This window comes from Ruegeria sp. CK3, assembly GCF_056536565.1.
In genome coordinates this window covers 126,765-145,890 of record NZ_JBQFPV010000004.1, presented here as the reverse complement: position 1 = coordinate 145,890, position 19,126 = coordinate 126,765, and the positions used below count along the sequence as shown (strand labels likewise).

Here is a 19,126-nt window from a genome sequence, read left to right as displayed (position 1 = left end):
CATGGGACGTATTCAACTCAAGTCCGTGACCAAAAGCTTCGGCGACGTACAGGTCATTCCACCGCTGGACCTGACCATCGAAGATGGCGAGTTCACCGTTTTCGTCGGCCCCTCGGGCTGCGGAAAATCCACCCTGCTGCGTCTGATCGCTGGGTTGGAGGATATCACCTCGGGCTCTATCGACATTGACGGGGCGGACGCCACTGATGTGCCACCCGCGAAACGAGGGCTGGCGATGGTGTTCCAGTCCTATGCTCTCTACCCCCACATGACGGTACGCAAGAACATCGCCTTTCCCCTGCGGATGGCGAAACTGGATCAGGCCGAGATCGACAAACGCGTCGAAGGTGCCGCCAGCGTTCTAAACCTGACCGACTATCTGGACCGCCGCCCCGGCCAGCTGTCGGGCGGCCAACGCCAGCGGGTCGCCATTGGGCGCGCTATCGTGCGAGAACCAGCGGCGTTTCTGTTCGACGAACCTCTGTCAAACCTCGACGCGGCACTTCGCGTTGGCATGCGGCTAGAGATCAGTGAGCTGCACGAACGCCTGGCGACCACGATGATCTACGTGACCCACGATCAGGTCGAAGCCATGACAATGGCTGACAAAATCGTTGTCCTTCAGGCCGGAGTAATCGAACAGGTCGGCAGCCCACTGGAGCTGTATCGCACACCGCGCAACCTGTTTGTCGCGGGCTTTATCGGTTCGCCCAAGATGAACTTCATCGAGGGCGAAGAGGCCGCAAAACATGGCGCGAAAACCATCGGCATCCGCCCGGAACATATCGCTGTTTCAGAAACCGAGGGCGAGTGGTCCGGGGTTGTCAGCGTCTCAGAGCATCTGGGCTCGGACACCTTCTTCCACGTCCACGACACCGGATTGGCCGAGACGATCACGGTTCGCGCCGATGGCGAGGTAGGGTTCCGTCACGGGGATCGTATTCACCTGACGCCACGGGCCGACGTCATCCACCGCTTCGACGAAAAAGGACTGCGGATCGAATGACCCGTCTGAATGGCAAAATCGCTCTGATCACCGGGGCCGCGCGCGGCATCGGGCTGGCCTTTGCCAAATCCTATGTCGCAGAAGGCGCACGTGTTGCCATCGCGGATATCGACATCGAACGCGCCCACCAGGCCGCAGCCGAAATCGGCGCGTCCGCTCTGGCCGTCGAAATGGACGTGACGAACCAAAAGAGTATCGACGGCGCCATTGCCCACACGGCATCGCATTTCGGCCCGATCGATGTATTGATCAATAACGCGGCGATCTTCACCGCCGCCCCGATTGTCGAGATTGAGCGCGCGGACTATGAGCGTGTCTTTGACATCAACGTTGCCGGTGCCTTGTTCACCATGCAAGCCGTCGCGCGCCATATGATCGCACATGGCACCAAAGGCCGGATCATCAATATGGCGTCGCAAGCCGGGCGGCGCGGTGAACCGCTGGTCGCCGTCTATTGTGCCAGCAAGTCCGCGATCATTTCCCTGACCCAATCTGCGGGCCTGAACCTGATCGCGCACGGGATCAACGTGAACGCGATCGCGCCAGGTGTGGTGGACGGCGAACACTGGGACGGCGTCGATGCGTTCTTTGCCAAACACGAAGGTAAACTGCCGGGACAGAAGAAACGCGAAGTGGCCGCTGCCGTTCCCTATGGCCGCATGGGCCGGGCCGAAGACTTGACAGGCATGGCAGTGTTTCTCGCCTCGGACGAGGCAAAATACATCGTTGCACAAACCTACAATGTCGACGGTGGAAATTGGATGAGCTGATGAACCCAGTGGCACACTCAAACCCTCTGATCCAGCTGCGGCAAGACAGGCTTGCAGACCTCCCAGCGACTGTCGGCACCCCTAACTATAAGCGTTCGGAGCTGACGCCGGGCATTGTTCATATCGGTCTTGGAAATTTCCACCGCGCCCACCAGGCGTGGTACATTCATCAGCTCTTGCAGCAGGGCCAAGCCTACGATTGGGGCATTATCGGAGCCGGAGTGCGCAGCTACGACGCTGAGATGCGTGAGAGGCTGTTGGCGCAGGATTGCCTGACCACGTTGATCGAGTTGGATCCACAAGGAATATCCGCAGAGGTCATAGGCCCGATGATCGACTATCTGCCGATTGAGGCAGGTAACGCAGCACTCATCCGCCGGATGGCTGATCCGTCTATCAGAATTGTGTCCCTGACTGTAACCGAGGGCGGCTATTTTCTGGATGCCAACACCGGCGTGTTCAACTTGGATCATGAAGACATAAGGTACGATGCGAAGAACCCGCATGAGCCACGCACAGTATTCGGTGCGATGGTCGAGGCATACAGGCAAAGACGTGAGAATGGATTGGAACCGTTTACGGCGCTTAGCTGCGACAATCTTCAGGGCAACGGCGCAATTCTAAAGACCTGCATTGTTGGTTTGGCACGTCTGGTCGACACGGAGCTGGCCGACTGGATCGCCCAAAAGGGCGCATTCCCGAACTCGATGGTGGATTGCATCGTGCCCGCGACGACCGAGCAGGTCATTTCGCAATGTCGGGCGCTTGGAATCGACGATCGCGCTCCGGTCTCGCATGAGAATTTTCGTCAATGGGTCGTCGAGGATGACTTCTGTGCCGGGCGACCGCCGCTCGAACAGGCTGGGGTTACGATGACCCACGATGTTCACGGATATGAAATGATGAAGCTGCGCATCCTGAACGGAGGTCATCAGCTGCTTGCCAATATTGGGGAAATTCTGAACGTACCGACGATTTCAGACTGCATGCAGGATCCGGACATCGTAGCGTTTTTCGAGAAGGTTCAGACAGAAGAGATCTTGCCCTATGTCGAAGCCGTTCCCGGCACCACGCCAACTGAATATCTTGGATTGGTTGAAAAGCGATTTGCAAACAGCACCATCCGCGACACGACACGTCGCGTGGCATTTGACGGGTCTTCACGACATCCCGGGTTCTTGCTGCCTTCGTTGCGCGATGCCATTGCTTCCGGCCGTTCTCTGACTGGTTTGGCACTGGCCGAAGCCTTCTGGTGCCGGATGTGCGCAGGCGTTCGTGAAGATGGCTCGGAGATCGCGCCAAACGACCCCCAATGGGAGCATTTGCAAAACACTGCTCGGGCCTCCAAGGCCGATCCGAAATTGTGGATCGAGCAAAGCCAGTATTATGGTGAGCTAGCTGGCAATACGCGGTTTGCAGAAGCGTTTTCCGCTTGGCTGTCCACAATCTGGCAAGTTGGTTGCCGAGCAGCGGTAACCGACTATACCACCTCATAGGCAAAGCAACACTAATCGTGACACGCAATGGGCGTAAACTTCCCTAACCCTCATTGAGCGGAACCGTAGTTGCACTCAGTTCAATTCGGCCAGAAAAGAGTTGGCCTTTTCCAGATGCTTCTCTTTTGTTTCCAGCGACATCCTATCGCCTGTGCGACACATCATGGCCCAACGCGGATTTTTTGAAAGCGTGTCTTTGTGTTTGAAAATGAAGCGCCAATATAAGCCGTCCCAAATCTCGGCCCATTCGCCTTTGCCCCAATGACTCATCTTCCGAATGTAATTTGATCCTGAAAAATAGGGCTTGGTCGTGATCAGCCCACCATCCGCGTTTTGACTCATTGCATAAACATTTGGAACCATGACCCAATCGTAGCTGTCTACGAACATTTCCATGAACCACAGGTAGACGTCGTCTGGTTTGATTTCACACAAGAACATAAACCCGCCTAGAACCATCAGCCTTTCGATGTGGTGGCAGTAGCCTGTATGCAGGATCCGTCTGATCGTATCGTCAATCGGGTCTATCCCTGTTGTGCCGTCATAGAAGGACGAAGGCATTGGTCGGTTGTGACGCCAATGATTGGTTGTGCGCATACGTACGCCCAAGTCCTCATAGGTGGCGCGCATGAACTCTCTCCACCCTATGATCTGACGGACAAACCCCTCTACAGAGTTGAGGGGCGTATTCTTACGCTGGGCATGGTCCAGAGTTGCGTCAATGACTTGCTGTGGCGTGATCAAGCCAATGTTCAATGCAGGTGTAAGGACAGCATGCCAAAGCCAACTTTCGCCATCAACAATCGCATCCTCAAAATCACCGAACTGCTCGAAACGCCGTTCCAAAAACTGGTGAAGCCACGCCAGTGCAGCCGCGTGCGAAGTTGGATAATAAAGAGTATCGAGATGTCCGCGCGCGTCGGGAAATTCAGACAGAACGTTGTCTTTCGCCGCTTGGTCCACACTGTCGTGCTGCGGCCAATCTATCCAAGGCAAGCTTTGTAGCAGGGCTTTTGGAACCTTTTTGCGATTGTCTTCGTCGAAACTCCACTGGCCGCCCAAGGGCTGATCGTTCTCAAGCAAGATGTTCAATCGGCGTCGCTGGCTTTTGTAATATTCCGCCATGAACCAACGTTTTCGGCCGGCAGACCATGCCTGATTGCTGGCACGTGTGTTCAGAAAGCCGGACGAAGGCAGGAATTCAATCGCAATTCCTGTTGCTTGCGATGCCTCACTTAAACGCTTTTCAACAACTGAATCGACGGGATCAGCCATCACGACCCGAGAAATCTGATCCAGAGAAAGCCGTTCGAACAAATGAAGGCACGCTTTCGCGGAGGGCTCATACTCAAAGAGGTCCACATCAAAGCCCTTGATCTCGAGCTCTTGGCGAAACCGGGCCATGCTCGCCCTATGGAGCCAGAGCTTCTGCTTGTGCATTTTGGCGGGATACTGCGGGTCACCGAAGAACAACGGGTCTTCAAACAAGATCACCTTTTGCAGCGGCATATCAAATGCGGGGTGTTCTGCAAAAATTTGATTTGGAAGCACAATTGCGGCGTATGTCACGGCGTTTTCCCGGTTTTGTTTAAACGGCTAGCAAGTCAGATTAAGGGCCTGCATTATGGACGGGATCTTCTTCTTGAAGCCAAAGAACCCTGCCCTAGCGTGCGGCCATGCGTGCGCATCGTAAGGACGCAACAGACGACGCAAATGAATGCCGGCCTCGTTCAGCTTCGGTTCGGCACGGTCCAAGCACACGCGTGTCGGACCGATGGGACAATAGGGGGTGACAATCGTATCAACATTGTTTGCTTGGGCAGCCCTGATCAGGGGCTCGGACCAATCATCCTTGGCCTGCCCAATCTCTCCAAACGGCGAGAGTGCGCTATTCATTGCGTGTTCGACAAAAGCAGATGGCAAATCACCGACCTGACCCGGTGAACGACCATCTGTGGCAAGCAGACCGACCACACCTGAGGGGCGAAGTAATGTGATATCTGCTGCGGACATGTCTTCCTCTGTCACCAGCAGCAGATATGGCTTTGAGAGGGGTTTTTCTGACTGCGGGTTGAATTCGATACGTGGATGATCTGCTGTCTCAACCAGCGGCTCAGCGACGTTGGCCAAGCCTTGGGGCTGAAACCGCCCATCGGTGTATTTCGCGATATTGTCGGCGCGCGCGAGATAGGTTTTTCCCTTTGTGTGGAGACCCGCCACCCAACGCCAACTTAGCGTATTTGATGCCGGATCGCCGTCTACGAGGTGGCGCATGAAGACATCTGCGCCCAGTTCCCAGGGGAGTCTGAGCGTGAAAATCCAAATGGAGGCCACCCACATCCTCACGTGGTTATGAAGATACCCTGTCGCGTTTAACTCGCGCATCCAGTGATCAAAACACTCGATACCCGTATGTCCTGAGACAGCATCCCGATACGCCGCATTCAATGTTGCATCGTTTTCCAAACGCTCCAATTGTGCCACCAAGTTTCTTTGGTAGCTAAACCAAACACTTGGCCGTTGCTCCAACCAGCCTTTGAAATACGTGCGCCAAAACACTTCGTGAATGAACTTGTCGGCAAGCTTTTCACCATGTGCGGACAGAACGCGTGACAGAACCTCTTCCTCAGTTAGCAAGCGGTGTCGTAGCCAGGGCGAGAGAGTCGATACATTGCCGCGTCGATTGGGGCCAAAGTCATAATTTCGACTTTGCGCATAGTCGCGTCCAGCGCGGGGTAAAAATTGCTCCAGACGCCTCAGGCCTGAGGCGCGCGTAGGTTCGAACTGCTGCTGTTCAAAAGCGTTATCCGCCACAGGAACTTCCAAAGTCATGCGGCAGCCTTGCAGCGTTTCGAGCAGTATTTGACATCATCCCAGACCTTCTCCCATTTCTTACGCCACACGAAGGGACGTTGGCAGACTGGACAGATCTTTTGCGGCAAATCCGCCTTCTTGCGCATCTTCACGTGATGTCTCCGAACGGTAGGTCAAGTTGAGCCGCATTCCGCGTTGTTCTGGCTTTTCTTTTACGAGAGCGTTCAGTCTTTCGGCTTGCATGTTTGGAGGCGATTGCGTGCGCTCGATCGCGAAATTCGGGCCCGCGCCTCACCGCCCACACCTTTTCTCGCGCAGCCTTTGCCGCCGCCAGGTGGTCAAACACGCGCATAGGATATTTTCGGTCAAGAACCGCACCCGCATTGTCCGCATGCCAAGGTTCATGCAGATGTGCATCCTGTATCTCTGCCAGTTCTGGCACCCACCGACGAATGAATATGCCGTTCGGATCCTGATCCCGGCCTTGTTTTACGGGGTTGTAAATACGGATGGTGTTGATGCCGGTTGTGCCAGATTGCATCTGGACCTGACTCCAATGGATACCTGGCTCATAGTCGGTGAACATCCTGGCCAAATGCAGGCCCGGCGAACGCCAATGCAGCCACAAATGATAGCTTGCGACTGCCATCACCATTGCCCGCATGCGGAAATTCAACCAACCCGTCGCGCGCAGAGATCGCATGCAGGCGTCCAAGAAAGGATACCCTGTCTCACCTGTTGACCAGGCTTGCAAAAGCGCCGCATCCGGTTCCTTGGGGCGCAAGCCATCATAGAGCGGGTGAAGGTTTTCGAACTCTATTTGCGGTTCGTCCTCCAGCTTTTGAATGAAATGACAATGCCAGTGCAAACGCGCTGAAAAGGATCGCATCGATTTCTGCCACTTCCCTGCACCTGCGGGAAGCGTGCGCCGCGCATTTTCCGTCTGTTGCGCAATTTCGCGAACAGAGATCGCGCCCCACGCAATAAAGGGAGACAGCCGCGAACATGCCGTCGCACCACTCAACGGGCTGGACATTGCACGTTGGTAGTCAATGCTCCTTTTGTTCAGAAAGCTGTTCAAAAGCCCCAGCCCCACTTGACGCCCACCTTTCTGCCGACCCGTACATACGGCCCCTGCAAGGCCAAGATCTTTGCTGCTTGGGAGCGCGCCAAGCTCTATGGGCAATGGCGCAAGCTGCGGTGCCTTTTCTGTAGGTTGCGACATCTGCACGTCCCAATGGTTCGCCCAGCCGTCTCGTGACTTCAGTCGGCGGATAACACCGTGGTTCTGAATCTCATGCCAAGGGACACCCGCGTCGCGACACCAGGCAGCGACATCTTGATCCCTGCGATAGGTCCAATCGTTGCCCGTCTCCTCGTGAGACCATAAGCCCTCCAGAAATCCCTTTTTTTTCAGCTCCGTAAGTGTCTCAATCACTGTCCCGATACGAACGACGAGTGGCTGCCCCAACTGAGCGGTTGCCTCCCGCAATTCCGCAAGTGTTTCAGAAACAAAACTCCATTGCCGTTCTGAGGCATCAGGCTGCAGCCACAGTTCAGGTTCAACAACATATAGCGGCAACACGGGGCCAACTCTGGCCGCGCGTGCCAAGGCCGCATGATCCAAAACACGGAGATCTCGCTTGAACCAGACGACTTGCAAATCCGTACACCTCACCCAAGTCATTCATTGAGTGACTACGCGTCATGGAATGCAACGGATCAGAAAAAGTACTGTCTTTGCAGAATGATCGCGACGTCTTTGCCTGCATGTCGGCGACTGCAGGTAGTGCCCGTTACTGCGCTTTCCCTCGGTTTAGTTGCTGGCAATAAAGCGCAACAAAATTGCTCACCGCCAGACATCGAAGGACGGCTTAGTCCGCGTCCGCAACCTACTCCACAATCTTTCGGTTGTAACGAATGTAAGTTTTGGCGGGTCGCATTGTAGCAATTGAGGTTGTTGGCCCATGGCAGGAAAAGGCTGCACTTGACGGCCTACGGATCAGCCGATTCTCCCCAGTTTTCTTTTTACGCCATTTGGCCGTCAGTTGAGAATATCCGCTATTGCACCGATCAGGTTCAGAACTTCGTTCGTTCGTCGATCTACCTCGTAGACATAGTTTCCGGCCCGCACATAGTAACCGTTTCTTTTCAGACCATATCTGTAGGGATCGTTGATTCGCACATAGCCATCGTAGATGTAATCCCCAGCTCGGTATCGTTTGACTTGTCCGGGGGGGACGCACGGAACTGCTTTTTTGGCCAAGCCCGGTGGGCAATGTCCTGCTTTTGATTTCACTAGAACAGGCTGCATAGCATTGTGCGACCCAACAGTCTTTCTAAGATCAAGAGACTGGACGTCAAAACTCGCACTCGCAACCGGCCCGGTTTGCATTACGAACACCGTCGCTGTGATTGCTAGAGCCGTTTTCATCCTTTTGCCTCCTTTAACTGCGTCTTCCATTTATGATCCCCGTCGGGATTTGGCCAATACAATAGGCGGAGACTGGCTTACCGCTGAAGTCTACCACTATGACGCGATGGTTCGGTGGCACGACAGACTCAGCTAACGACCTTTCAAACCGTCAAGTTGGAATGAGGTAATTGAAGAGGCGCACGACCGGACAAATCGTTTGTTCTTATTTCGTAAACAACATTAACCGAACGTGAACAGTGTATTCGCAGTGGGTTCAAACAACTTTAGGCATACTGACTAAGTTGGATCGAACGAGACATATATCGTTTGACGAAAACAAGGGGAACAAAATGGTCAAGCCTGCCTTTATGACTGAAGATCGCAGCACTGAAATTGCGATGCGGACCTCTAGCGAATCTGCTGAAGAGCGCCTGCAAACCACGATGAATTCGAGCAATAGCCGCTTCCCTCCTATTGAAAATGCACTGACAGAGATCATAAAAAACAAGCGGCTATCCGAGGCTCACCAGAACTTCTGAAGGCAAACCAGCTGACCCCCCCGACAATTCTCGATATTCGTCCTAAACATCGGAATTGTAACATAAATCCCGTCCCAACTTGGGGCGGGATTTTCTTGCTGCGCATCGCAATCATCAAGAGTTTGCGCCTAGCAGGTCGACTGGGTTGACCTGCCAACTTGGTATCCGAAAGGCTTATCGACGCTCCCGCCTTCAGTTCATCCTGAAGTAGAGGCTGGCGATGGCCGGGAAGCCTCAGGTCACAGTCCCAGCAGGGCTTTGACCTGTTCCTCGACTGCATCGGTGACAGGCTTGTTGGCAGCAGCTTCCAGGGCCTCACGTTCAGCCAGATCTTGCTCTTCTACAAGTTCTGTCAGCTCTTCCACCTCTTCAACAGCTTCGTTGTATTCAATGGCTGCCTGTCTCTCGTCATTCAAAGTCTGGGCTTCATCAATCGAAGCGTCCAAATCAGCTTGGGCATCTTCTAGCTGTGCTTCGATATCCGGATCGCTACCACCCGCGTCCTCCAATGCCTGTTCAAGCTCTGCGACCGTGTCCCGGTTGGTTTGAACCTCACCCAATGCGACTTCCAAGTCATCCTCGATTTCTTGAACTGTCCGATCTGGTTCTTCCAGCCCCTCAAGGAGCTCCAACTGTTCTTCCAGTTCCTCGCGCAAGGGTTCTCCGGCCAGCACAGTGTCGCGGTACGTGGCAATTCGGCCAACCCGCGAATTGGGCGCAGCATTGGCGAGGGCCGTTGGACTTGCATTGGCCGCGTTCAGTGCGCCCAACTCGGACGGGTGTGCACCAAGCAGCGCAGCCATACGATTACCTTTGGTGCGGGAAACGGGACGCTTGGACTCTTCTACAATGACAGTCTGACGAACCGTTTTTTGCACCTTGGCCTTCTGCGTTCGAAGGGTTGTCGTGGCAACCCTTGAGGTGGTTGCCGTTTTGCGAGTTTTGCCATTCCCGTTGAACAGATCTTTCAGAGAGAACCCGCCGCCTTTTTTCGTACCGGACCGAGCAGACTGAGACTTTGTTTTCCCTTGTCCGAATATCCCGACTCTGGTGCCGCCACGGCTTTTGTCTGCCCCGTTGCCACGGCTACCATTTCCAGCCGAGCTGTTGTCTCCGCGATCTCCCTGAGCACCGTTGCCATTGCCGCCGCTGTTTCCATTGCCACCGCCGTTGCCGTTGCCGTTTCCGCCGCCGTTACCACCACCGTTTCCGCCTCCATTGCCGTTTCCACCGCCATTGCCGCCACCATTACCGTTACCCGGCTTGGCATAAGCAAAATCAGGAGCTGCGACGCTGGCTACAATGGCCGTTGACCCCAACAAGGCAATCGCGATCGTCGAAGCTTTAAGCAGTCCGCACTTGGTGGTTTTCATTTTCAATCTCCTCAAAACCTTCAGCAACGACAATCAGCGTGCTGAGGTTGACCACAGTGTTTCGGCAGTATGACTCGCAGTCGAATCAAAGCCCTTGCCACTGATTTAACTTGAGGTCGCTTGAACGCAGGGCTAACTGCTTGTTCATCATCGGTTCATGTCTGGCCTAGTAGTCTTCAATGAAGGTGTTTGAGGGTGTTATGCAGGCCAAAGCGTTTTTTGTGGTTGCAGCTTTGCTAACCGCCTTGTCCGGGGGACAAGCGGCGGCAGATGCACGCGAACTCAAACAGTCTGAACTGCGCATGGCGACGTTGTCAGGCAGTGCAATACGGCTGAACCGTGTCATCAAAGGCGTGAAGAAAGCATACGGCGGAACCCCTGTTGATGCGCGCGCATTCAAAACAGACAAGATCTACTATCGTATTCTGGTCAAAAAGCCGGGCGGAAAGATCGTCAGCGTGATCGTGAACGCCGAAACCGGCACAGTCGTCTCGAACCGCTCAAGTACCGGGCGCGAGATTTCCGAAGCCGCACGCAATTCGACCAAATCCCAAAGCAACAACGGTCAGAGCGCCTCTGCCACCCGTGGGAACAGTGCAGGTCGAAGCAATGCTGGCGGCAACGGCAACGGCGGTGGAAATGGAAACGGCAACGGCAACGGCGGTGGCAATGGCGGCGGCAACGGTGGCGGCAATGGTGGCGGCAACGGTGGCGGCAACGGTGGCGGCAATGGCGGCGGCAACGGTGGCGGCAATGGCGGCGGCAACGGTGGCGGCAACAGTGGCGGCAACGGTGGCGGCAAAAATTAGAGTTAAGATCGCGCTGATTTAGCTGTAGTCTCTGGATATGCGAATACTCCTTGCTGAAGACGAACCCCAGCTTTGTGAGCAAGTCAAAAAGCTATTGGGTGCGGAAGGTCGCGTGGTCGACGTGGCCAACAATGGTACAGATGCCCTGCATCTGGGGTCGACTGAGCCGTACGACATGATCATCCTCGACATCGGCCTGCCTGAGCGTGACGGCATTTCGGTCCTGCGCGAATGGCGCAGCGCGGGTGTCAAAACCCCGGTATTGATCCTGACGGCCAGAGATGGCTGGAGCGAACGCGTCGACGGCCTAGATGCCGGCGCGGATGACTATATGACCAAGCCGTTCCACATGCCTGAATTGGCGGCACGGGTACGGGCCATCTTGCGACGTCAGAGCGGTCAGTTGAACCCCGTGATAGAGATGGGTGAGGTTTCTCTGGATACGCGGAATGGTCGGGTCACCGTTGGGGGCATACCTGTCGATTTGACCGCGCAGGAGATCGCCGTGCTGACCTATCTGGCGCACAACATCGGTCGCATGGTGTCGCGTACTGAGCTGTCTGAACACATCTACGAATATGACGGCGACCGAGATTCCAACACTATTGCAGTATTTGTGACCCGCCTGCGCAAAAAACTGGGCTCCGATTTGATCACAACCGTCCGGGGTCGCGGCTATATGATTGATTCCGCCTAATGCTCTCGTTGCGCCAACGGGCATTACTCGGAGGTATCGCTTCGGGAGCGCTGTCCGTAGGGGTCGGTACGCTGATGGTGTTTTCCTACATCAATACGCGCGTTCTGGAGCAGTTCGACGCAACGCTACAAGACCGGCACACGCAGGTTGTTGTTGGCCTCAGCGCCACCACGGATGACCCTGAAACCCTACGGCAGTTGGTATTCGATCCTGCGTATAGCACGCCATATTCGGGGCGGTATTGGCAAGTAACGGACAGTACCGGCGCAATCTATACATCCGCTTCACTCTTTGATGAAACGATCGCCGAGCCTCCGCGCGGAAATAACGAAACAATCATTTGGAACACCTCCGGTCCAGATAGCGAAGCCATTCGCAGCGTCTATCAAAAGATCACGTTCGAAGACGGAACGGAGTGGGGCGTAACTGTCGCCGAAAGCAGGAGCGAACTGATCAACGAACGCAGCGCTGCACAAAGATACCTGCTCCCGGTTTTCGGATTGGTTGGGTTGATCGGAGTAGCAAGTTCTCTTTTGTTGATGTCCGCCATTGTTGGCCCGCTCCGGAAATTGCGCGCCGATGTCGCTCATCGTTGGGATCGAGGCGATGAGCTGGCTCCCGAAGACTACCCGGAGGAGGTTTCTCCCCTGGTGGAAGATCTCAACAAACTGCTGTATCGAAACCGCGAGATTGTCTCAGGTTCAAGAAGACAAGCGGCAGATCTGGCGCATGCCCTCAAAACACCGACGGCTATCTTGCGGAACGAATTGGCAGAACTGTCGGATGCCGGTGCACACACAGAGCCTGCGGAAGAAGCCCTAACCCGAATTGACGCCCAGCTTAGCCGTTCACTTGCGCGCATGCGCGCATCAAACACCGGAGAGTTGACCCATTCCAGGACAGACCTGTCGAATTCGGTGGAACGACTGTCCCGGTTGTTCTCGGTGATGGCCGAACGCGAGGGGAAGACGCTTGTTTCGAATTGCGAGGCTGGTCTTCACGTTCGCATAGACCCACAGGACATCGAGGAAGTGATCGGGAACCTCCTCGACAATGCCCTCAAGTGGAGCCGGACGACATTCCAAATCACCGCCAGGCGCACGGGCAGCGGCATCGAACTTCGCGTCGAGGACGACGGACCCGGAATCCCAGAGGAGGCCCGGCTTGAGGTCCTGCGTTCCGGCGGTCGCCTCGATACCTCTGTAAAAGGAACAGGACTGGGGCTGCCTATTTCTGTTGATTTATTGGCCGCCTACGGTGGAACGCTGGAACTTGGAACATCGAAGCGCCTGGGGGGCTTGGCCTGTAAGGTGAATATTGGGCGCGACACACATAGCCAATAGATGAGCAAATTGGCGACAGCGTCCTACCACGTCGCCACACGGCGCCAAGACGGGCGTGGACAGTGTATTGATATGATGCAGTACTAAACTCCCTTTGCCTAAATGGCCCGCCGCGCAGAAAACCTGCGCGGCGGGTACTTCGTTTAGTCGACGATCTCGCTGTAGTCCCCGCGGACTTGTACCATCACTGATACGTCACCAGAATCTCGGTTGCGCCAGAACCAGCCATGTTCACCGGCAAAGGCCGCTTCAATCGTGCCCTCGGCACCGGTCGACCCGCGGCCTTTCTCATAAGTGGTCGACTGACCGCCACCGTGACCATGCAGATCGAAGTTCACCCGACCGCCTGTCACGGCCATGCGGTAGTCAGCCGTCGCGCCTTCTTCCATGACCAGCTTCCATTCAGCCGACTCTCCGGGCGTCAGTATAAAGCTGGTTTCGTCCTGCCAAACCTCGGCCTCCTGCGCATGAGCCGACCCGACAAACAGGCCAAGGACGTCGTTCATCAGGCTCGACTGATCCTGGCTTTCGAGATTGCGGTCAGCTTCGGCCTCGTCCGCAAGTTGCGATTTAATCTCGCCCATCTCTTGCAGCCCGAGCACGCGGCCAACGCCGGTCGGATCGATCCCGTATTCGGCCGGCAATACCACCGTGACAAGGATCACAGCGGCAGACGCACCTGCAATGACGGTCGAGCGAATAAGCTGTGCCGAGCTTGGCAGTTCCTCAAGACTTGGTCTTTCTTTGTTGAACATGTTCTGAACTCCGTTACGCGGCGACAAAATAGCCGGTGATCTGATAGCCCATCAGGATGAACCCGAGGGTCATCATGATGACGTTTACGCTGTAAGCTTGCTGGAAGAAGTACGGGCTTTTGCGCCAGAACCCCATGACGATAAGGATGATCGCAAGGGCTGTAAGCTGGCCAAGTTCCACACCCACGTTGAACGCCAACAGATTGGCAAGAAGCCCTTCGGGAGCGATATCATAGTCGAGAATTTTGGTCGCCAGACCCAGTCCGTGGAACAGGCCAAAAACCAGCGTCGCTACTTTGGTATTTGGCTGAAACCCCAACCAGCGCTGGAACGCACCAAGATTGTCGAGCGCCTTGTAGACAACCGAAAGGCCGATTATGGCGTCGACGATATATGCGTTTACACCCCAGCCGAACCAAACGCCCAACAGCATTGTCGTCGAGTGACCGATCGCAAAGAGGCTGACATAGATGCCGACATCCTTGGCTCGGTAGAGAAAGAACACGACGCCAAGCAGGAATAGGATGTGATCGTAGCCAGTGACCATGTGTTTGGCGCCAAGATACATTAAGGGGATGATGTTCACGCCCCAGATTTCCTGGATATAGCCCGCATCGCCTTCCGTGACGTTATGAGCCAGCACCTGAGACGTGCTCAGCGCCAGATTGGTTATAGTGAGGGCCAGCAGGAGCGTCGCGCGCCTGTCCAGACCCCGTGAGATTAGATTCATGGATGTTCTCCGTTGTTATGTGAAGTCGAAAACCCCGATTGGGGCGACTTCACACGCGCGGAGGCCGGTCTATACCGTAGTTCTTGGTTGGGCCGTCCGGCACTCGGTCGAACGCCCTGTCATCTGAGAGCGAGGCCAGTGACAGCGCATTTTCCGGTTCCGGTATGACCATTTGGCTGTGGTCGTGATCTGCACCATCATGACTGTGCCCGTGCATCGCCCACAACAAATCTTCTTCAAAGCCATGGGTATGCCCGTGCTCTGCAATGATCTGCAAATGCTCCTGCACAGTTTCAATCACTGTCGGAGCATGGCCCACGTTTGGCTGAAGCGACCAAAAGATCAAAGACAGGCAGAGTAAAGCTGCCATCGCATTCTGCGTATATCTTTGAACTGCTCTCACGTTTTCAGTGCCTCTGCGGCGTTTCTATATCCCCCCCGGGGGTTATCTCGACTTATATGTCAAAACCACCAAAAGTCGCAAGCCATCCAGCACGATCAGCGCGGCAGAAACGTGCCTAAGAGCCTCTGCGGTCCGTTTGGCGCCCAGGGTCGGTTGACAGTCGCTCTATTGAGCGAACAAAAAACCCTCCAACGAAGTAACAGCAACGCCTTCAAGGATGACGCGGTTGCCATCCGCTTCACAAGCAATGACTCCACCTCGCGCAGAAAGCTGACGAGCCAACAAATGTTTTTTCTCCAGTCTCCGAGACCAGTATGGCGTCAAACAGCAATGTGAAACGCCTGATACGGAATCTTCTGGCACACCATTTGCTGGGGCAAAGAACCGTGAAACGAAATCAAATTCCCCTGTCCCTTGCGCCGATATGATCACTGCGGGTAACGGTAGTTTTGCCAAAGCAGCAAAATCTGGAGCACAGCTCAGAATGTCATTTTCGCTCTCAAAAACAGCCAGATAGTGCTTTGCGGCCAACAAAGCCGAGGGCTTCTTCCCAAGTGCTTCGATCAGCCCCATGGGGACATCGACCACCTCTGGCACAAGTGCGGGCATATCCAGACGCAATCCGTTATCCCCACGTCGAACGGTCATCCGGGAGGATTCAGAATGGAAGGTGACTGAATCCAACCCAACCTCGAGATCGGAGAGCACGATATGAGCGGCCGCAAGGGTCGCGTGCCCGATCATATCCACCTCGCGCGTTGGGGTGAACCAACGTATGTCGAATTCGGCATGCTCTGCGCGGTTGCGCGCATTTGCGCGAGGAACAAAAAACACCGTTTCAGATTGGTTCAGCTCACTCGCGATGGATTGCATGACCTGTACAGGCAGCCATTGATCCAGTGGGCAAACGCCAGCAGGGTTTCCGCTGAGCGTACAGTCTGAAAAGGCATCGACGATAAAGGTTCGAAGTTTCATCCCTAGCCGTCTACATTCGGGCGCGGGATTGTGAACGCCCCGTCGTTTTCAATGGCAAAGGCGGCACGAAGAACCGTGCTTTCTTCGAAATACCTGCCAACCAGCTGCAACCCAATCGGCAATCCTTCCGAGTGCATTGCACATGGCATCGTCAGCGCAGGATGGCCGGACATGTTAAAGAAGGTAGTAAAACGCGTAGTGGCATTGCCAACTGCTTCTTCCACACCGTCACGGGTTGTCTTCACGGTTCCCAGCTTTTGCGCAATTTCCGGCGTCGCCGGCGTCAGGATCAGGTCGACCTCATCAAACAACGCGTTGGTCTCTTGCCGATAGAGTTCTACGAAGCGCTTGGCCCGAATGTAGTGTTCCGCCAGGAGCGTCTGTCCCAGCGCCAATCCGGCGCGAAAATCCTGCCCATAAAGCTCACCCCGGTCTTGCAAATAGGCCGAATGCGCGCTCAGAGCTTCCGGCATCTGAACGGTGAGAGACACGGCGCGGCTATGTTCAAGATCCGGAAAGGTCACTGGGATCAATGCCGCGCCCTTCGCAGTCACAAAGCGTTTGACATCTTCCAATGCTGTCAAGATTTCTGGATCAGTTCGCTCGAAATAGAAATTTGTGGGAATGCCGATGCGCAACCAAGAGATATCGCCATCGAGCGCTGCGGCATAGTCTTCGACCGCAAGGTTTTGCGAACCCGGATCACGAGGATCGTAGCCCGCAATGATCCCGAGTAAATCAGCGCAATCTGTGACGTCTCGAGTCATGATGCCCACATGATCTAACGTCCAGCAATATGGCACCACACCCGTCGTCGGCACTCGGCCAATGGTTGGTTTCAGTCCGACTAGCCCGTTCAACGCCGCAGGCGCGCGCACTGATCCGCCAGTGTCCGTGCCCAGGCTGGCAGGGACCAAGCCGAAGGCCACCGCTGCCGCTGATCCGCTGGACGATCCTCCGGCCAGTCGGCTTGGGTCATAGGCGTTCACGCAGGTTCCATAGACCTCATTTTCGCCGGTTGCGCCGTAAGCAAACTCATGAAGATTGGTCTTGCCCAGGCTCAGCGCGTTTACCTCTCGCATACGGGCGATGACAAAGGCGTCCTCCGATGCAATTCTGTCATGAAACACGCGCGATCCAGCTGATGTCAGAACCCCTTCGATGTCGAAAAGATCTTTGGATGCGTATGGAATACCCGCAAAACGCGCCCGCTCCAAATCGTCGCGCGTGAGGGCTTTGGCCACCTGGCGCGCAGATTTATCTGTCACGGTGATAAAGGCCTTGGAACGGTCATTGTGCCTTGCAATCCGCTCGGCAAAAACCGCGACCAGTTCAGTTGGCGTTATTTCACCGGCATCAAGCCTGGACTTAAGACCGCGGACAGTGTCAAACGCTATTTCATTTGTCATCTGTCTATCGCTTCTGAACAGTCAAGGCCGGAGGTATCGTGCCAAGGTCGATCTTGCGAAGGACCTCCAACTCGTCCAACAACTCCTGAAATCCGGTAATGATGCCTAGTTTCGGGTCTACAAGTTCGTCTATTTCCGCATCGCTCCAGTCGTGCGAGGCCATCTGGTTGCAGATACCTGTCAGAGTCTCTTTTTTCAGTTTTTGCATGTTACCCATCCACGCAGGTTCCGATGAATCTTCCGACGCGCAATACGCGCGCCGAGCTCGTGAGCAACAGTCGCGATAGTTCAACCATTTGGCAATCTGCTGCCATAACCGTTTCCACCGCCGTTGATTTATTTGCTCAGCAGGATCTCACGCGGATAGTTGGTGATGTAGTCAAACCCGGTTTCCGTAACGACCACCGAGTCACCAATCCGACCTGCAGTGACACCATCGACCGAAATGCCGCCGTCTACCGCAAAGGTCATGCCCGGCTGCAGAACTGTCTTGTCTCCGGCTTTGAGCTCCGGCGCTTCCAGATATGCAACACCGATGGATCGACCGGTACGGTAGCCGGTTTCATAACCGCGTTCCTGATAGACTTCGTTAGCGGCTGCAGCGACGTCTTCGGCCAGAACGCCCGGGCGGATCGCGTGGATCGCGGCTTGCTGTGCGTCAATCGCAGCCTGCTGCACCTCGCGGTCTAGGTCTTTCACTTCGCCGATGTTGAACATACGGTCGAAGCCCAGCTTGTACTGTTTGAACTGCGCCATGTTGCAGAAGCAGAAATAGACGGGATCAAACTTTTCATAAGCTTTCACACCGGCACGACCATGCACCATCGAGGTATTCTTGCCGCTTTGAACAATCTGCAGGTTGTGGATCATGGGCGAGACGAAGCTGTCCCAACCCTTGTCGGTCAGGAAAGTGGCCGCCTTGCGCGAACCTGCATCAATTACCGCCAGCGCGCTCTCGTATTCCTGTGCGCCTACTTTCAAGGAATTATGCGCCGCAAGCATCATCGCACCAGCGATCTCTCCAGCCTGTTTCATCACTTCTATTTCGAAGGGTGACTTGATGGTCCGCATCGCGCCCAGTACCGGAGAGATATCCTTGAGAGGAACGCCCGGATAAGTCTCGTCCAGATGATTGCGGACAATTGCAGGGATCGATCCCTTTTCAACCCAGATCTCGGATGGGTTCTCGCCCAAAACACCGGCCAGCGCGCGGCCCCATGTGCGTTGTCCGATATCTTCCCAGGTGCGCACGTCTTCGACCCATGTCATCGCGGCGACCATCTCCGACTCCATCAGCGGCGTGATGACGACAGGCGAGTCATCCGCGTCCACCACCAACATCGTGGGGCGCCCGAACTCGATCCCCAGGTAGCCCCAGAAACCTGCCAGATAGGCCATTGAGCTTTCATCGGTAAACACGGCCTTCTGAATGCCTGCGTCCTTCATGCGGCTCTGAAGCTTAATCGTTCTTTGTTTTGCATGTTCAAGCATGTGCCTTCATCCTTCAAGAAAAGCCAACGGCATGACGCCAAAACCGATGGCAGGGTTGATCCTGAGGCCGTCCTGTCATTGTCGCACGGGCGGCCATTTC

At 55.2% G+C, this 19,126-nt stretch carries 20 protein-coding genes; 7 read left to right on the top strand and 13 right to left on the bottom strand.

Annotated elements, in window-relative coordinates; translation table 11 throughout:
• Position 1 precedes the first annotated feature (1 nt).
• Genes ACR0C3_RS06635 through ACR0C3_RS06625 form a run of 3 tightly spaced genes read left to right on the top strand, consistent with a single transcriptional unit; the run spans position 2 to position 3,272 of the window.
• Positions 2-1,006, top strand: a complete 1,005-nt coding sequence (locus tag ACR0C3_RS06635; protein ID WP_170375758.1) for an ABC transporter ATP-binding protein — start codon at positions 2-4, stop codon at positions 1,004-1,006.
• Positions 1,003-1,776, top strand: coding sequence for an L-iditol 2-dehydrogenase (locus ACR0C3_RS06630; RefSeq protein ID WP_480757809.1), 774 nt, complete (start codon positions 1,003-1,005; stop codon positions 1,774-1,776). The genes ACR0C3_RS06635 and ACR0C3_RS06630 overlap by 4 nt, the downstream gene beginning before the upstream one ends.
• Positions 1,776-3,272 carry a mannitol dehydrogenase family protein gene (locus tag ACR0C3_RS06625; RefSeq protein ID WP_480757808.1) on the top strand — a complete coding sequence of 499 codons (1,497 nt, stop codon included), beginning with the start codon at positions 1,776-1,778 and terminating at the stop codon, positions 3,270-3,272. Before ACR0C3_RS06630 ends, ACR0C3_RS06625 begins: the two co-directional genes overlap by 1 nt.
• Before the next feature lie 75 nt (positions 3,273-3,347).
• Here the strand turns inward: ACR0C3_RS06625 and ACR0C3_RS06620 are convergent, their stop codons facing one another.
• From ACR0C3_RS06620 to ACR0C3_RS06600, 5 genes are all read right to left on the bottom strand, one after another.
• A complete protein-coding gene (locus ACR0C3_RS06620) occupies positions 3,348-4,841 on the bottom strand; it encodes a cryptochrome/photolyase family protein (RefSeq protein ID WP_480757807.1) in 1,494 nt (497 codons plus the stop codon).
• Between the two features lie 27 nt (positions 4,842-4,868).
• Positions 4,869-6,104, bottom strand: coding sequence for an FAD-binding domain-containing protein (locus tag ACR0C3_RS06615; RefSeq protein WP_480757806.1), 1,236 nt, complete (start codon positions 6,102-6,104; stop codon positions 4,869-4,871).
• Positions 6,101-6,232 (bottom strand): DUF2256 domain-containing protein, encoded by a 132-nt coding sequence (locus ACR0C3_RS06610; protein WP_170552600.1) that lies wholly within the window; start codon positions 6,230-6,232, stop codon positions 6,101-6,103. Before ACR0C3_RS06610 ends, ACR0C3_RS06615 begins: the two co-directional genes overlap by 4 nt.
• Before the next feature lie 2 nt (positions 6,233-6,234).
• Positions 6,235-7,773 carry a cryptochrome/deoxyribodipyrimidine photo-lyase family protein gene (locus ACR0C3_RS06605; RefSeq protein ID WP_480757805.1) on the bottom strand — a complete coding sequence of 513 codons (1,539 nt, stop codon included), beginning with the start codon at positions 7,771-7,773 and terminating at the stop codon, positions 6,235-6,237.
• Between the two features lie 357 nt (positions 7,774-8,130).
• Positions 8,131-8,550 carry a hypothetical protein gene (locus ACR0C3_RS06600; RefSeq protein WP_480757804.1) on the bottom strand — a complete coding sequence of 140 codons (420 nt, stop codon included), beginning with the start codon at positions 8,548-8,550 and terminating at the stop codon, positions 8,131-8,133.
• A 302-nt stretch (positions 8,551-8,852) separates the two neighbouring features.
• Here ACR0C3_RS06600 and ACR0C3_RS06595 point away from each other — a divergent pair, with 302 nt between their 5' ends.
• On the top strand, positions 8,853-9,041 hold the full coding sequence (locus ACR0C3_RS06595) for a hypothetical protein (RefSeq protein WP_170638051.1): 189 nt from the start codon (positions 8,853-8,855) through the stop codon (positions 9,039-9,041).
• Between the two features lie 239 nt (positions 9,042-9,280).
• Here ACR0C3_RS06595 and ACR0C3_RS06590 read toward each other — a convergent pair whose 3' ends face one another.
• Positions 9,281-10,414: a hypothetical protein gene (locus ACR0C3_RS06590; protein ID WP_480757803.1), complete on the bottom strand. Its 1,134-nt coding sequence runs from the start codon at positions 10,412-10,414 to the stop codon at positions 9,281-9,283.
• A 179-nt stretch (positions 10,415-10,593) separates the two neighbouring features.
• Here ACR0C3_RS06590 and ACR0C3_RS06585 point away from each other — a divergent pair, with 179 nt between their 5' ends.
• The 3 genes from ACR0C3_RS06585 (at position 10,594) to ACR0C3_RS06575 (ending at position 13,263) form a co-directional block, all read left to right on the top strand.
• Entirely contained in the window at positions 10,594-11,223 is a 630-nt protein-coding gene (locus ACR0C3_RS06585; RefSeq protein WP_480757802.1) for a PepSY domain-containing protein, read from the top strand.
• Positions 11,224-11,260: 37 nt separating this feature from the next.
• On the top strand, positions 11,261-11,920 hold the full coding sequence (locus ACR0C3_RS06580) for a response regulator transcription factor (RefSeq protein WP_170375774.1): 660 nt from the start codon (positions 11,261-11,263) through the stop codon (positions 11,918-11,920).
• A 74-nt stretch (positions 11,921-11,994) separates the two neighbouring features.
• Complete coding sequence (locus ACR0C3_RS06575) at positions 11,995-13,263, top strand: sensor histidine kinase (protein WP_480757801.1); 1,269 nt, start codon at positions 11,995-11,997, stop codon at positions 13,261-13,263.
• 143 nt (positions 13,264-13,406) lie between these two features.
• On the opposite strand, the gene ACR0C3_RS06570 is transcribed toward ACR0C3_RS06575, so the two are convergent.
• The 7 genes from ACR0C3_RS06570 to ACR0C3_RS06540 form a co-directional block, all read right to left on the bottom strand.
• Positions 13,407-14,018 carry a transmembrane anchor protein gene (locus ACR0C3_RS06570; RefSeq protein WP_480757800.1) on the bottom strand — a complete coding sequence of 204 codons (612 nt, stop codon included), beginning with the start codon at positions 14,016-14,018 and terminating at the stop codon, positions 13,407-13,409.
• Positions 14,019-14,031: 13 nt separating this feature from the next.
• Complete coding sequence (locus ACR0C3_RS06565) at positions 14,032-14,748, bottom strand: HupE/UreJ family protein (protein WP_480757799.1); 717 nt, start codon at positions 14,746-14,748, stop codon at positions 14,032-14,034.
• Between the two features lie 49 nt (positions 14,749-14,797).
• Positions 14,798-15,118 (bottom strand): hypothetical protein, encoded by a 321-nt coding sequence (locus tag ACR0C3_RS06560; RefSeq protein ID WP_170666240.1) that lies wholly within the window; start codon positions 15,116-15,118, stop codon positions 14,798-14,800.
• 198 nt (positions 15,119-15,316) lie between these two features.
• Positions 15,317-16,126 (bottom strand): PhzF family phenazine biosynthesis protein, encoded by an 810-nt coding sequence (locus ACR0C3_RS06555; RefSeq protein WP_480757798.1) that lies wholly within the window; start codon positions 16,124-16,126, stop codon positions 15,317-15,319.
• Between the two features lie 2 nt (positions 16,127-16,128).
• Positions 16,129-17,535, bottom strand: a complete 1,407-nt coding sequence (locus ACR0C3_RS06550; protein ID WP_480757797.1) for an amidase — start codon at positions 17,533-17,535, stop codon at positions 16,129-16,131.
• 4 nt (positions 17,536-17,539) lie between these two features.
• On the bottom strand, positions 17,540-17,743 hold the full coding sequence (locus ACR0C3_RS06545) for a hypothetical protein (protein ID WP_170471590.1): 204 nt from the start codon (positions 17,741-17,743) through the stop codon (positions 17,540-17,542).
• A 128-nt stretch (positions 17,744-17,871) separates the two neighbouring features.
• Positions 17,872-19,026 carry a M24 family metallopeptidase gene (locus tag ACR0C3_RS06540; RefSeq protein ID WP_480757796.1) on the bottom strand — a complete coding sequence of 385 codons (1,155 nt, stop codon included), beginning with the start codon at positions 19,024-19,026 and terminating at the stop codon, positions 17,872-17,874.
• Positions 19,027-19,126 lie beyond the last annotated feature (100 nt).

Excerpts from the sequence above, each read along its gene's own strand:
- ACR0C3_RS06550 (WP_480757797.1), bottom strand. The coding sequence starts at position 17,535 with ATGACAAATGAAATAGCGTTTGACACTGTCCGCGGTCTTAAGTCCAGG.
- ACR0C3_RS06625 (WP_480757808.1), top strand. The coding sequence starts at position 1,776 with ATGAACCCAGTGGCACACTCAAACCCTCTGATCCAGCTGCGGCAAGAC.
- ACR0C3_RS06600 (WP_480757804.1), bottom strand. The coding sequence starts at position 8,550 with ATGGAAGACGCAGTTAAAGGAGGCAAAAGGATGAAAACGGCTCTAGCA.
- ACR0C3_RS06595 (WP_170638051.1), top strand. The coding sequence starts at position 8,853 with ATGGTCAAGCCTGCCTTTATGACTGAAGATCGCAGCACTGAAATTGCG.
- ACR0C3_RS06565 (WP_480757799.1), bottom strand. The coding sequence starts at position 14,748 with ATGAATCTAATCTCACGGGGTCTGGACAGGCGCGCGACGCTCCTGCTG.
- ACR0C3_RS06560 (WP_170666240.1), bottom strand. The coding sequence starts at position 15,118 with ATGGCAGCTTTACTCTGCCTGTCTTTGATCTTTTGGTCGCTTCAGCCA.
- ACR0C3_RS06585 (WP_480757802.1), top strand. The coding sequence starts at position 10,594 with ATGAAGGTGTTTGAGGGTGTTATGCAGGCCAAAGCGTTTTTTGTGGTT.
- ACR0C3_RS06630 (WP_480757809.1), top strand. The coding sequence starts at position 1,003 with ATGACCCGTCTGAATGGCAAAATCGCTCTGATCACCGGGGCCGCGCGC.
- ACR0C3_RS06605 (WP_480757805.1), bottom strand. The coding sequence starts at position 7,773 with ATGACTTGGGTGAGGTGTACGGATTTGCAAGTCGTCTGGTTCAAGCGA.
- ACR0C3_RS06590 (WP_480757803.1), bottom strand. The coding sequence starts at position 10,414 with ATGAAAACCACCAAGTGCGGACTGCTTAAAGCTTCGACGATCGCGATT.
- ACR0C3_RS06580 (WP_170375774.1), top strand. The coding sequence starts at position 11,261 with ATGCGAATACTCCTTGCTGAAGACGAACCCCAGCTTTGTGAGCAAGTC.
- ACR0C3_RS06540 (WP_480757796.1), bottom strand. The coding sequence starts at position 19,026 with ATGCTTGAACATGCAAAACAAAGAACGATTAAGCTTCAGAGCCGCATG.
- ACR0C3_RS06635 (WP_170375758.1), top strand. The coding sequence starts at position 2 with ATGGGACGTATTCAACTCAAGTCCGTGACCAAAAGCTTCGGCGACGTA.
- ACR0C3_RS06615 (WP_480757806.1), bottom strand. The coding sequence starts at position 6,104 with ATGACTTTGGAAGTTCCTGTGGCGGATAACGCTTTTGAACAGCAGCAG.
- ACR0C3_RS06570 (WP_480757800.1), bottom strand. The coding sequence starts at position 14,018 with ATGTTCAACAAAGAAAGACCAAGTCTTGAGGAACTGCCAAGCTCGGCA.
- ACR0C3_RS06610 (WP_170552600.1), bottom strand. The coding sequence starts at position 6,232 with ATGCGCAAGAAGGCGGATTTGCCGCAAAAGATCTGTCCAGTCTGCCAA.
- ACR0C3_RS06575 (WP_480757801.1), top strand. The coding sequence starts at position 11,995 with ATGGTGTTTTCCTACATCAATACGCGCGTTCTGGAGCAGTTCGACGCA.
- ACR0C3_RS06545 (WP_170471590.1), bottom strand. The coding sequence starts at position 17,743 with ATGCAAAAACTGAAAAAAGAGACTCTGACAGGTATCTGCAACCAGATG.
- ACR0C3_RS06555 (WP_480757798.1), bottom strand. The coding sequence starts at position 16,126 with ATGAAACTTCGAACCTTTATCGTCGATGCCTTTTCAGACTGTACGCTC.